This is a genomic window from Clostridium sediminicola (assembly GCF_050402865.1).
Classification (GTDB): domain Bacteria; phylum Bacillota; class Clostridia; order Clostridiales; family Clostridiaceae; genus Clostridium_AF; species Clostridium_AF sediminicola.
The window spans coordinates 169,524-182,344 of sequence record NZ_BAABMF010000010.1; the positions used below are offsets into that span (position 1 = coordinate 169,524).

Genomic DNA, 12,821 nt, shown 5'->3' on the forward strand with positions numbered 1-12,821 from the left:
GGGCTGTTTAGCTCATGGCTTTTTTATAATTATTAATTACAGTAAAAATTAATATTTATATCTCTAAAACCATGGGTAAACCCATGGTTTTTTTGTTTATAAAAATAAAAAGTTTAATAAAGGGGGAATATTTATGATTAAAAATTATTTTCTAGGAGTTAAAGAAAGTTAAATTTTAATGAATTATATGACAACATAGAAAAGGAGGTTTTAACTTGAAACGATTAATAAAATATATAACTAAGTATCCTATAAGGATAGTAATTCCAACAGTGACTATGGTTATAGCTATGATTGCAGATATGTTTAACCCGTATATATCAAAAGTAATAGTAGATAAAGTAATAGAAAAAAAAGAATATGATTTGTTAGCGGTACTACTTCTTAGCATTCTTGGAATAACAATAATAAGAGCTGTTTTTGGATATGTAAAAGAATATGTAGCAGACGACCTTGCATCAAAAGTAAGTGAAGATTTAAAAAGAGATTTATACAATCATATTCAAAGTCTTCCATATAGTTATTTTGATGGTATGAATACTGGAGAGTTAATGTCAAGAATAGGAGAAGATATAGATAATATTTGGAGAACAGTTTCTTTTGGGTTTAGATTGTTGATAGAAAATGCTGCGTATTTTATAATAGCAACTAGCATATTATTCTATTTGAACTGGAAGTTGGCTATAGTGACTACTTTAGTTGTGTTACCAATTGCATACATTGCTTTAAAATTAGAAAAAGAAATTGGGATAACTTATGGAAAAATCAGTGACCAAACAGCGGTTATTAATACAGCAGCTCAAGAAAACATATCAGGTGTAAGATTAGTAAAAGCATTTGCAAGAGAAAAATTTGAAATATTAAAGTTATTGAAACTAAATAAGGTTAATTATGATTTGAATTTAGAACAAGCAGGTATAATGGCGAAGTACTTTCCACTTATAGAGTTTTTAACTAATTTATCAATAGTCGCTATCTTATGTTTGGGTGGGTATTTAGTTGTTAAAGAAGGAATGTCTACTGGAACTTTGGTAGCATTTATTATGTATAGTGGCATGCTAGTTTGGCCTATGAGGATGCTTGGATGGTTAACAAATATGTTAGCTCAGAACAAAGCTTCTTCAAAAAAAATATTTAAGATAATGGATATTACTCCTGATATAAAAGATTCTGAAGATTCAATTGAACTTAAGAATATTAAAGGAGATATAAAATTCAAAAATGTATCTTTTAACTATCATGGAGAGGAAGTACTAAAGAATATTAATTTGGAAGTAAATGTGGGAGAAACTGTTGCAATAATGGGAACTACAGGTAGTGGAAAAACATCTCTAATAAATTTAATAGGTAGGTATTATGATGTAGCTGAAGGTTCAGTTTCTATTGATGGACATGATGTTAGAGAACTTAAACTTAATAGTTTTAGAAAAAAGATGGCTGTAGTTTCTCAGGATATTTTTCTTTTCTCTGATACTGTTGAAGAGAATATAAAAATGGGGAATTATGATGCTACCAAAGAAGAAATGGATAAAGCTTGCAAATGTGCATGTGCGTATGAATTCATTAATGAGCTACCTCAAAGATATGAAACTATAATAGGGGAAAGAGGTATTGGACTTTCAGGAGGACAAAAACAAAGAATTTCTATAGCTAGAGCTTTGATTCGAGAGGCAAGTATACTAATACTAGATGATGCTACTTCTGCACTAGATATGGAAACTGAATATGATTTATTGAGTAACTTGAACAAGAGAGATAAAAAAGTAACCACATTCATTATTGCGCACAGGATTTCAGCAGTAAAAAATGCTGACCAAATTGTATTTTTAGAGGATGGTAAAATTGTTGAAAGAGGAAATCACAATGAACTTCTCGATTTAAAGGGTAAATATTATGAAGTTTATCTAGAGCAGTTCAAAGATTTTCATGATGTAGAAAAGGAAGTGATTTAATGGCTAGAAATTCTGTTAATAATGATGAAATTTTAATAAAGCATAATCGAAGGGAGATTATTGTCCGGTTACTTAGCTATTTAAAGCCTTTTAGGTTAAAAGTTTTGGGAATAATTCTAATGATGATTTTTGTAATGGTTTGTGGAGTTATTAATCCATATTTGCTACAAATTTGTATGGATGATTTTATTAGTAATGGAAATCTAAAAGGGTTAATGATACTTGCTGTAATTATGGTCATATATAATTTTATAGCAATGGTTGTTTCAATGATTAGAATGAGAATGATGGCTTCAGTAACAAATACAGTATTGATAAATATTAGGCAGGAACTTTATTCTCATATTCAAAAACTTACATTTTCTTTCTTTGATAATAGACCAGTTGGAAAAATTTTAGCCAGGGTAATGGGGGATGTTAATTCCCTTCAAGAATTATTTAATAATAGCATTACTAATTTTATACCAGATTTACTAAATCTTTTGTGCGTAACTTTTATCATGTTTTATATGAACTTTAGATTAGCGCTAGCATCAATTATTGTATTACCAGTTTTACTTGTAATTATTTTTGTAGTAGAAACTTTTAGTAGGAGAAGGTGGCAAAAATTCAGACAAAAAAGATCTAATTTTAATGCATTTACTCATGAAAGTTTTTCGGGAGTTAAAATAATTCAATCTTTCGCGGTAGAAAAGAATAAATCCAAGAATTTTAATGGACTTGTTACAGACTTAATGGATAAATTTATGTCTGCTATTAGGCTTAATGATTTATTTTGGCCAGTTGTTGAACTATCTTGGGGTATTGGATCTATTGTAGTTTATTGGTATGGAACTAGGTTGATTTCTGGAGAAGGCACTTTAACAGTTGGTACTTTAGTTGCTTTTATTTGGTATGTTGGAATGTTTTGGAGACCAATCATAAATATTACTCAATTTTATAATACTTTAATTACTAACTTTTCTGCTGCAGAAAGAATATTCGAAATAATGGATATTGAACCGGATATTAAAGATATCAGAGATGCAATAAAAATGCCTAAAATCAAAGGGAAAGTAGAGTTTAAAAATGTTACATTTGGATATGATGACGGAAATGAAGTTCTTAAAAATATTAACTTTAAAGTTAAACAAGGAGAAACGGTTGCGCTTGTAGGACCAACTGGTGCAGGAAAGACAACTATTGTTAATCTTTTAAGTAGATTCTATGATATTACAAAAGGTAAAGTATTAATAGATGGAAGGGATGTAAAATCAGTTGAACTGGAATCTCTTAGAACTCAAATGGGTATAATGCTTCAAGATACTTTCTTGTTTTCAACAACAATAATGGAAAACATAAGATATGGGAAATTAGATGCTACTGATGAAGAAGTTATTGAAGCAGCTAAAGCTGTTAATGCTCATGGATTTATTAATAAATTGGAAAAAGGGTATGATACTGAAGTAAATGAAAGAGGCTCAAGGTTGTCAGTAGGGCAAAGACAACTAATTTCATTTGCAAGAGCGTTACTTGCTAATCCTAGAATTTTGATTTTGGATGAGGCTACTTCTAATATTGATACTACAACAGAAAGGTTGGTTCAGAGAGGAATAGAAAAACTTTTATATGGAAGAACTTCTTTTGTTATTGCTCATAGATTGTCAACAATAAGAGATTGTGATAGGATAATGGTAATTGCAGATGGAAAAATCAAAGAATCCGGAACTCATGATGAGCTTATGTTACTTAAGGGAATGTACTACGATTTATATGTTTCTCAGTATAGGTTTTTAAGTGAAGGAGCGTAAGTTTAGATATCTATATCATTAACTAAGCATTATTAGCTTCGCTTTTAAAGAACGGGATTATAAATACATGAAAATGAGGGGAGGATTTTTTATGGAATATGGTTATTCAACAGAAGATAAACTTTTAGCAATTGCCAGCCATGCTTGTATGTTCGTTGGTGGAGGGGTTATAGTTCCACTGGTTATTTTCTTATTAGTATCAAAAGATAAGCATTATGTGAGAGAAAATGCTAAACAAGCACTTGTATCACAGATATTTTTCTATGCATCATATGTTATTGCTGGTATTCTTTGTATTATATTAATCGGATTTATTATTTTACCTATACTACTAGTGATGCAGGTTGTATTCACGATTATTGCAATAATAAAAACTCTTGATGGTCAGATATATGGATATCCTATTACTAAGAATTGGGCAGAAAAATTGTAATATAAAAAAATCATAAATTAATCTGCAGTTTTTACTGTTGATTAATTTATGATTAATTCAAAGTTTATATTATGAAAATAAGGCTCTATCACTTATTAAGTCTTCACCTTTTATAGTATCAAACTTTTCTAGTAATTTTTCTATAGTAAGTTTCTTTTTCTCTTCACCACTAATATCTAAAACACATTGTCCATGATGAAGCATTATCAATCTATTACCCATATTTATAGCGTGGTTTAAATTATGAGTTATCATTAATGTAGTTATTTTTTCTTTATTTACAATAGTTTCAGTAAGTTTATTTATTCTCTCCGAAGTTTTTGGATCTAGAGCAGCTGTATGTTCATCTAATAGTAAAAGTTGGGGTTTTGACATAACGGTCATTAGTAATGCTAAAGATTGTCTTTGACCTCCAGACAGTAAACCTACTTTTGTATATAATTTATCCTCTAAGCCTAATCCAATACTAGATAAGAGTTCTTTAAAATATGGAATTTTTGATTTATTGATACCGAAACTTAAACCAAATTTTTTGCCTTTATTAAAAGCCATTGACATATTCTCTAAAATAGTCATTGAAGGAGCAGTACCCATTGATGGGTCTTGGAATACTCTGCCCATTTTCTTTGTACATATATGTTCAGGTAATTTATCCATATCCTCACCGTTTAAAACTATAGAGCCATTATCAGGTTTAAGAGTTCCCGATATTAAGTTTAATAATGTTGATTTGCCTGCTCCATTGCTACCAATTATGGTAATGAAATCACCTTGGCTTACATCTAAATTGAATTGATTAAAAATAGTATTTTCATTTACAGTATTTTTATTGAATACTTTGTACAGATTTTGTATTTGAAGCAAGTTTTTCACCACCTTTAGTTCTTATAGCTTCTTTTTGTTTTTTGCTTGTGAGCTTTCCTTCAAAATTGTTAGTTGACAATATTACTATAACTATTAAAGCCGTAACTAGCTTCAAATCAGTTGGGCTTAACCCAAATCTTAATGCTAATCCTATTGCTAATTTATATAATACAGCTCCAAATAACGCCATCGTAGTCCCTTTGATAAAACCAATATTTTTAAAGATTGATTCTCCTAAAATAACGGCAGCAAGACCAATGACAACTGTACCAGCACCCATACCAACATCAGAAAATCCTTGGTATTGAGCCATTATAGATCCGGCTAAAGCTACTAAACCATTTGAAATCATAAGACCTACAACTTTTATAGTATTTTTATTTACACCTAAAGATGTAATTAATTGTTCATTATCTCCAACAGCTTTTAATAGAAAACCTAATTTTGTTTTTAAGAACAAATCTAAAAGTATCTTGACGAGCACTGCAAAAATACCAACTATAACGACAGTTTCTATATTAAAAGAAAACATAGTCTTAGCATTAAATAGTGGAATATTTGATTTACCCATTATTCTAAGATTTATAGAGTAAAAGCCTATCATTACTAAAATACCGGATAACAAGTTTGTTATCTTAAGTTTTACGTGTAAAAAGCCTGTTATTGATCCAGCAAGCATACCAGCTACAAAAGCTAAAACACAAGCCACAAAAGGATTTAGACCATTTGTTAAGCATAAAGCGGTAACTGATGCCCCTAAAGGGAATGTTGCATCAACGGACAAATCAGGAAAATCTAGTATTTTATAAGTAATGTAAACACCTAATGCTACTATTGCAAAAATAAATCCTTGTTCAAATGTACTGATTAAAAAAGATGTCATTACTGAACGCCTCCAGTTATTTTTGATGCTTTTTTCATAATATCTTCTGATAATGTGATATTTAATTTTTCTAGTGCATCTGTATTTATATCTATTGAAGTTTCTTCTTGGAATGCTACAGGAATATCTTTAGGTGAAGTACCTTCTATAACTTGTACTGCCTTCAATCCAGTTTCATATCCAAGTTGGTAATAATCTATACCTACAGAAGCAATTGCACCAGCTTCTACATGTGCTTTCTCAGCACCGATTATTGGTTTTTCATTATCAAAACATGTTTTTGATATTATCGGCATAGAAGATGCTACCATATTATCGGTAGGAATATATAATGCGTCTATTTTATCAATCATTGAATTTAATGTTTGAGGTACGTCATTTACACTTGTTATTCCTTGAGCTATGATTTCTAGACCTAAATCTTTTGCTATTTGTGTAGCTTTTTCAACTTGAATTTCTGAATTGCTTTCACTTGTGTTGTACATGATTCCTATTGTTTTAACATTAGCAAGTTCATCTTTTATAAATTGAAATTGCTTGTCAATAGGAGTTGCATCTGAAGTTCCTGTTACATTGTTGCCAGGTTTTTCAAGTGAATCTACAAGTTCAGCTGCTACAGGGTCTGTTACTGCTGTTATTAATATTGGAATTTCTTTTGTTGCATTATAAGCTGCCTGAGCAGAAGGTGTTGAAATAGCGAAAATCATGTCTACTTTATCATTAACAAATTTTTTTGCTATAGTTTGAGTTGTAGGCATGTCTCCTTGAGCATTTTGAAAATCAATCTCAATATTTTTGTTTTCCTCATATCCTTTTTCTTTAAGTGCTGCTAAAAAACCTTCTCTTGAAGAATCTAGAGCTGGATGCTCAACTATTTGAGTTATACCTATTTTTGTGATATTTTTTTGTTCTGATTCCCCAGAAGGTTCATTAGTGGAACCTGCACATCCTATTAGACTTGTTGCTATTAAAGAACTACATAATAAAACTAAAATCTTCTTACCTACCATACTACCATCCTCCTAAATTTTATATTAATAAATATTTTTTAAATAAAAAAAACTCTCACTATGGAGAGTTTTTATATATCATCAATAGACAGTACTAGTTTTTTAGAGATTCTAGTTCAACTACTTATTTACATATGTCCATAACTCATTGGTACCTGAGATTTTGGATATATGTAAATAGAGTTTCACATTGGATTCTCTATAACTAAATACTGTTAAAATCGACTATTATACTACCAACCTACCATTCTACAATGTCAATAAAAAATTCATTTATTTTTCTTAAATGTCTTAACTTCTATCTACCCATTCTACATACTGCTATCTACCCATTCTACATTTTTGCTACGGTATTTCTAAATTCATTATAATATTAACTTATTTTTATAAGCATGTCAACAATAGAGATTTATACTTATATTATTAGAATATTTACTTTGGAAGAGATCTATGACCTAAGCCAATAACTACTTCATTTAGGTGCAGCAAACCAATACTCATAAAAATGCATATGCTTATATGTTCTCCGGCTCTGGCAATACCAATTTTTCCGCCGACATTTAATCCGTTTGCTTTCATTGAAACTTGCATTATTGCTTCTCTTGTAGCACCTACGATTGCGCCTTCTTGTATATGTGAATCATTTATAATGCCAGTTCGTTTTGATGCAACTAAAGCTCTTTCTAAGATCTTTGGAATAGATTGATTTATATTTCCACCAACGTCTACTGCGGCAGTCAAAATTCCTTTTTCTTTAAACTTTTCATCTAAAAGTTTCTCTTCATTTCTTGTGGAAGTTGCCATTCTTATTGCCACTTTTGCCACTTGAATACTTGTTAATTTAGTTGTATCCATAATAATCCTCAGCTTTCTATTAATTATATATATTTTTTATTATAACATAAATAATTAGGATGTGAGGAATAGTCTTATTGCAATATATGTTACTAGAAAAATATTAAAAGAAAAGTATTAATTGTGTCATTAGAAGACAAAATAGTATAAAGGACATTCATATGAAATTTTGAATTAATACATTGAAAAATTTAACGAAGGAGGTAAGTTTATGGTAATAAATAATAATGTAAAAATTATTCCTTTAGGAGGGCTTGGGGAAATAGGTAAAAATATAACTGCCATTGAATATAAAGATGAAATTATCGTTATTGATTGTGGTTTAGCATTCCCAGAAGAAGAGATGTATGGTGTAGATTTAGTTATTCCAGACATAACTTATTTGCTAAAGAATGAAAAGAAAGTAAAAGGTATTTTTTTGACTCATGGTCATGAAGATCATATAGGAGCTATACCTTATATCTTAAAACAAATAAAAGTACCTATTTATGGTACTCGACTCACTTTAGGATTAATTGAAAACAAATTAAAAGAGCATAATATTCTTTCAGAGTGTGAACTTAATGGTATTAATGCAGGTGATATTATTGAAATAGATAATTTTAAAATTGAATTTATTAGAGTAACACATAGTATTGCGGACTCTTGCTCTATCGCTATTCATACTCCGGTGGGGGTAATATTACATACTGGAGATTTTAAAATAGATTATACACCTATAGATAGACTAGTTATGGATTTGGAACGTATATCTAATTTGGGTAAAAATGGTGTGTTATTACTTATGGCGGATAGCACAAATGTTGAACGTCAAGGTCATACTATTTCTGAAAAGGCAATAGGTGAAACTTTCACAAAAGTATTTTCTAATGCTGAAGGAAGGGTTATTGTGGCGACTTTTGCTTCAAACATTCATAGAATGCAGCAGATTGTAGATGCTTCAGTTAATTATGGTAGAAAAGTTGCTTTTAGTGGAAGAAGCATGGAAAATGTATCTAGCGTTGCAATTGAATTAGGATATTTACATATACCTGATGGGCATCTTATTAGTGTGGATGAAATAAATAATTATTCTAATGAACTGATAACAATAATAACTACAGGAAGTCAAGGTGAGCCAATGGCTGCACTTGCTAGGATAGCTTTTTCTAATCATAGAAAAATAAAAATAGAGCCTAAGGATTTATTTATTATTTCTTCTTCCCCAATTCCAGGGAATGAGAAACTTATTTCTAGGGTAATTAATCAATTATTTAAGAATGGTGCAGAAGTTGTATATGAGGATTTAGAAGAGGTACATGTGTCTGGGCATGCTTATCAAGAAGAACTAAAATTAATTCATACATTAGTTCATCCGAAGTATTTTATGCCAGTTCATGGAGAGTATAGACATTTGAGACATCATGCAAAATTAGCACAAAAATTAGGTATGCCTGAAGATAAAATTTTTACAATGGATACAGGTGAAGTTTTGGAGCTATCGGAAGAAAACGCAAAAATATCAGGAAAAGTTCATACTGGAGCTGTATTTGTAGATGGTCTTGGTGTTGGAGATGTTGGTAATATAGTTCTTAGAGATAGAAAACATTTAGCTCAAGATGGAATGCTTACTGTTGTGGTAACAATAGAAAGAGAGTCATATAGCATCATTGCTGGACCAGATATTATTACTAGGGGATTTGTTTATGTAAGGGAATCAGAGGCATTAATTAATGAAGTCAAACAAATTGTTAGAAAAGAATTAGAAAGCTCCTTGGAAAATAGAATTATAGAGTGGTATGTATTGAAAGCCAATATGAAGAGAGTAATAGAAAGATTTATTTATGAAAAGACAAAGAGAAGACCGATTATACTTCCCATAATAATGGAGATATAGAGTATTTAAATAAAAATTTGAGGAAATAATAACACTAAAGATTAATGAAAGGAGTTTGGATTATGGATAAAAATAAATTAAATGAATTTCCACTAGCAGATGTTTCAAATAATGAGATAGAAAAAATTAAACAACTGGAAAATCAATTAGATGACAAGTATTATCTTATTGCATTTGAAAAATAAGATTGAGTGTACATTTACGTAATATTTCATAAATTAACATGAGCTATATGAATTAATTTTCAAATAGCTCTATTTTTGCGCTTTGAAATAATGTAATATCTGTAAAAAATCACATTTGAAATAAAAGGCGAACTAAAACAGTGACAAGTGATAAGTTACAAGTGACAAGTTAATGATGATTTTCTTGCAGAAAATCTTTAACTAAGCCTTTATGATCTTCGATGATTGAATAATGTGCTTTTGCTACGCAAAAGGAATCATTTTATTCTTTATTAATTAAAAGCTTTCGCATGCGAAAGGTAGCCACAACTTGTCACTTATCACTTGTAACTTGTCACTATAAATTTCGAACTTGTTTCGCAATTTATAATTATTGCTCTCAACCTTCTGCAACATCAACATAAGATAAAGTATATCAATATACTAGGAGATTATTATGTTTTTCTATCCATTTAATATGTGGAGACAGACTTCAAGTGGTAATATGCTTATACTAGATTTTAAATATGGAGATGTGAATGGGGATGGTGTTTTTGATAATGTTTATCTAATTGGAGAAAAAAACTTCGGTATTGAGAGTGGTTTTATTGAAAATATTAGATTGGTTATTATTGATGGAGGAAGCTATTCTATAAAAATAATTCCATTGAAAAGTGATGCGGGGTATAATCCAAGAATATTTTTAGGTGATTTTACTGGAAATAGTGTAAACGAAATTTTGATAAGTATTTTTTCGGGCGGAAGTGGAGGTATGAGTTGGTACTATATTTATTCTTATTTAGATAATAACGTTAAGAAAATTTTTGATTATGAAATCTATAATAATGAATACGATTATGTAGTTAATTACAAGGATGATTATAAAGTTGAGATTATAAACAAAAAACTATATAAGAAATACATTATAGACATAGAATACAAAGGTCAGGAATACTTGTCTAAGCTATATGATGAAAGTGGAAAGTTAAAAGAACCTACAAAAGGTTATGTAAATCCATTAAGTGGGCTTTACCCTATAGATTATCAAGGAGATGGAGTTTATGAGTTATCAGCTCTTCGTAGAGTTATAGGATTGTATAATGCGGACACACTAGGGGTGATTCAAACTGCTCTAGAGTGGGATGGAAATAAATTTGTTACATTATTTGAAAATGTTGGAGTTTATGGTATGGATGTTAGACACAGCTAGAGAATCCAATTTTGGATTCTCTAGCTGGACATAGGAAGCAAGGTTCTGCATCAATCATGGTTATGTCTTTTGCTCTTTCTTTTTAAGGTAGTATGCTACCTGATAATATTCAATGGAATAACCTTTATCTTTTAATTTACTTGAAATCTTACGAGGGCCTAGGCCTTGATTGTGAAGTGAATCGATTAATGTCTCCATGTTGTCTTTTATTTTCCCACCATTTTTATTAGCGTTTATATTAATATTAGAATCTGGAGTTTCATTTAAAATTTCAAATGGTAAGTGTTCAACTAAAACTGTAGTGGTGATTTCTTTTTTATCTCCAATATCTGAAATTAATGGGGAGGCAGCATCAATACTAAAATTGATAATATCTCTGAACTGACGAATATTTCTCGGATAAACTGCTTCAAGAAGAAAATTTTTAGCCTCTTTCGAAAAATCTACGTGATATTTGATACCTTGAAGACTTTCAACAGCATTTTCATATTTGGTAACGAAATGGTTCAATAATGAAGATTTTTCTTCTGAACTTCTTTCTGACAATGATGGTAGGTAAAGTTCATACTGTGCTAAACGTTGATATAATTCAGGTAATAACTCCTCTTTTAAATTCTTGGTAGACGCAGCGATAATAATTACATCTATGCTGATTTCTTTTCCGCCACCTACTCTTCTTATTTTACCTGATTCAATAGCTTTTAGAAGTAGGGTTTGATAATGTTCTAGGGCGTGGGCTTCATCCAAAAATAATATACCTCCATTGGCCTGTTCAAATAAACCATTTCTTTGAGTAGAACCAGTAAATGCGCCTTTTTCTGAACCAAATATTTCTACTGCAGCTACATCTGGATTTGTAAATTGTGCACAATTTACTTCGATGAAGGGTGCATTTTTATCAATGACTCCTACTTTTTTTGCATATGTATAAATTAAATTAGCTAGCATTGTTTTTCCTGTTCCAGATTGACCAGTTATTATTGAATGACGTGGGCCACCTAAAGCACCAACTGTTCTTTTTGCTTGTACTAAGATATTTTTTAAACTCCCACTGTTACCAATTACAGAAGAAATATTTTCTTCTGGCTTGTTTAAGCTTAAGTGAAGCTGGAGATATTTGATTTTTTTATTCAAGTCATCAATTTCTTTTATGTCCTTAAATACAGAAAAAGCTCCAGCAAGTTTACCATCAATATAAATAGGGTAAGAACTAACTACATATTTTTTTTCTCCTACATAGTGAATTTTTTTATCTAATAATGCTTTTTTTGTCTTTAAAACATATAAAAGAACAGCATCAGGATAGAATTCGGAGATATGACTTCCTATCATATCTTTTATATTGGTGTTAGCATAATCAGCGGAAACTTTATTTACATAGAGGATATTACCTTGAAGGTCAACTACGTTGAGACCATCGTTAGATTTATCCCAAAAAGTTTCAAATAATTTATTTTTATAAAAATCCTCGTAGGTTATCTTCATTATAATTTACTCCTTAAATTAAATCTTCATTCGCATATTGTATTTCTAACAGTATAACAAAGAAAAATAAAGATTACAACAATTTTATAACAATAAAATCGTGAATATTTTCTAGAATTTGAGTTAAATACAAGCTTTACAAAGGATATAAAAATTGGTATGATAATTGCTGTAAGTATAAATAGAAAAGATAACAGGAGGGAAAAAATATGTCTAAAGTAACAGAGATAAGATGGCATGGTCGTGGCGGTCAGGGAGCAAAAACTGCATCTTTATTATTAGCAGATGTAGCTTTTAGT

11 protein-coding genes and 1 pseudogene are annotated in these 12,821 nt (G+C 30.1%); 7 read left to right on the forward strand and 5 right to left on the reverse strand.

The window, feature by feature from the left end:
- The first annotated feature begins 215 nt into the window (after positions 1-215).
- From ACQ3F0_RS16440 to ACQ3F0_RS16450, 3 genes are all read left to right on the forward strand, one after another.
- Positions 216-1,952 carry an ABC transporter ATP-binding protein gene (locus tag ACQ3F0_RS16440; protein ID WP_428866457.1) on the forward strand — a complete coding sequence of 579 codons (1,737 nt, stop codon included), beginning with the start codon at positions 216-218 and terminating at the stop codon, positions 1,950-1,952.
- The gene (locus tag ACQ3F0_RS16445) at positions 1,952-3,742 is read left to right on the forward strand and encodes an ABC transporter ATP-binding protein (RefSeq protein ID WP_428866458.1); all 1,791 of its coding nucleotides are present in this window, start codon (positions 1,952-1,954) and stop codon (positions 3,740-3,742) included. Before ACQ3F0_RS16440 ends, ACQ3F0_RS16445 begins: the two co-directional genes overlap by 1 nt.
- Positions 3,743-3,833: 91 nt before the next feature.
- On the forward strand, positions 3,834-4,175 hold the full coding sequence (locus tag ACQ3F0_RS16450; protein WP_428866459.1) for a DUF4870 domain-containing protein: 342 nt from the start codon (positions 3,834-3,836) through the stop codon (positions 4,173-4,175).
- Positions 4,176-4,244: 69 nt separating this feature from the next.
- On the opposite strand, the gene ACQ3F0_RS16455 is transcribed toward ACQ3F0_RS16450, so the two are convergent.
- The 4 genes from ACQ3F0_RS16455 to ACQ3F0_RS16470 form a co-directional block, all read right to left on the reverse strand.
- Complete coding sequence (locus ACQ3F0_RS16455; RefSeq protein WP_428866460.1) at positions 4,245-5,039, reverse strand: ABC transporter ATP-binding protein; 795 nt, start codon at positions 5,037-5,039, stop codon at positions 4,245-4,247.
- Complete coding sequence (locus ACQ3F0_RS16460) at positions 5,002-5,922, reverse strand: ABC transporter permease (RefSeq protein ID WP_428866461.1); 921 nt, start codon at positions 5,920-5,922, stop codon at positions 5,002-5,004. The genes ACQ3F0_RS16455 and ACQ3F0_RS16460 overlap by 38 nt, the downstream gene beginning before the upstream one ends.
- Complete coding sequence (locus ACQ3F0_RS16465) at positions 5,922-6,932, reverse strand: ABC transporter substrate-binding protein (RefSeq protein WP_428866462.1); 1,011 nt, start codon at positions 6,930-6,932, stop codon at positions 5,922-5,924. The genes ACQ3F0_RS16460 and ACQ3F0_RS16465 overlap by 1 nt, the downstream gene beginning before the upstream one ends.
- A 432-nt stretch (positions 6,933-7,364) precedes the next feature.
- Positions 7,365-7,787, reverse strand: coding sequence for a HutP family protein (locus ACQ3F0_RS16470; protein WP_428866463.1), 423 nt, complete (start codon positions 7,785-7,787; stop codon positions 7,365-7,367).
- A gap of 211 nt (positions 7,788-7,998) precedes the next feature.
- Between ACQ3F0_RS16470 and ACQ3F0_RS16475 the strand changes: the two genes are divergently transcribed.
- From ACQ3F0_RS16475 to ACQ3F0_RS16485, 3 genes are all read left to right on the forward strand, one after another.
- The gene (locus ACQ3F0_RS16475; RefSeq protein WP_428866464.1) at positions 7,999-9,663 is read left to right on the forward strand and encodes a ribonuclease J; all 1,665 of its coding nucleotides are present in this window, start codon (positions 7,999-8,001) and stop codon (positions 9,661-9,663) included.
- Positions 9,664-9,725: 62 nt separating this feature from the next.
- The gene (locus ACQ3F0_RS16480; RefSeq protein ID WP_428866465.1) at positions 9,726-9,848 is read left to right on the forward strand and encodes a hypothetical protein; all 123 of its coding nucleotides are present in this window, start codon (positions 9,726-9,728) and stop codon (positions 9,846-9,848) included.
- A gap of 436 nt (positions 9,849-10,284) precedes the next feature.
- Complete coding sequence (locus ACQ3F0_RS16485; RefSeq protein ID WP_428866466.1) at positions 10,285-11,037, forward strand: VCBS repeat-containing protein; 753 nt, start codon at positions 10,285-10,287, stop codon at positions 11,035-11,037.
- Between the two features lie 60 nt (positions 11,038-11,097).
- On the opposite strand, the gene ACQ3F0_RS16490 is transcribed toward ACQ3F0_RS16485, so the two are convergent.
- Positions 11,098-12,522 (reverse strand): sigma 54-interacting transcriptional regulator, encoded by a 1,425-nt coding sequence (locus tag ACQ3F0_RS16490; RefSeq protein ID WP_428866467.1) that lies wholly within the window; start codon positions 12,520-12,522, stop codon positions 11,098-11,100.
- A 209-nt stretch (positions 12,523-12,731) separates the two neighbouring features.
- Between ACQ3F0_RS16490 and ACQ3F0_RS16495 the strand changes: the two are divergent.
- Positions 12,732-12,821 (forward strand): annotated as a pseudogene (locus ACQ3F0_RS16495) (pyruvate synthase); the annotation flags it as partial.

What these genes read in the sequence shown, in the direction of transcription:
- ACQ3F0_RS16480 (WP_428866465.1), top strand. Translation starts at nt 9,726, where the DNA reads ATGGATAAAAATAAATTAAATGAATTTCCACTAGCAGATGTTTCAAAT.
- ACQ3F0_RS16460 (WP_428866461.1), bottom strand. Translation starts at nt 5,922, where the DNA reads ATGACATCTTTTTTAATCAGTACATTTGAACAAGGATTTATTTTTGCA.
- ACQ3F0_RS16470 (WP_428866463.1), bottom strand. Translation starts at nt 7,787, where the DNA reads ATGGATACAACTAAATTAACAAGTATTCAAGTGGCAAAAGTGGCAATA.
- ACQ3F0_RS16485 (WP_428866466.1), top strand. Translation starts at nt 10,285, where the DNA reads ATGTTTTTCTATCCATTTAATATGTGGAGACAGACTTCAAGTGGTAAT.
- ACQ3F0_RS16490 (WP_428866467.1), bottom strand. Translation starts at nt 12,522, where the DNA reads ATGAAGATAACCTACGAGGATTTTTATAAAAATAAATTATTTGAAACT.
- ACQ3F0_RS16450 (WP_428866459.1), top strand. Translation starts at nt 3,834, where the DNA reads ATGGAATATGGTTATTCAACAGAAGATAAACTTTTAGCAATTGCCAGC.
- ACQ3F0_RS16465 (WP_428866462.1), bottom strand. Translation starts at nt 6,932, where the DNA reads ATGGTAGGTAAGAAGATTTTAGTTTTATTATGTAGTTCTTTAATAGCA.
- ACQ3F0_RS16475 (WP_428866464.1), top strand. Translation starts at nt 7,999, where the DNA reads ATGGTAATAAATAATAATGTAAAAATTATTCCTTTAGGAGGGCTTGGG.
- ACQ3F0_RS16445 (WP_428866458.1), top strand. Translation starts at nt 1,952, where the DNA reads ATGGCTAGAAATTCTGTTAATAATGATGAAATTTTAATAAAGCATAAT.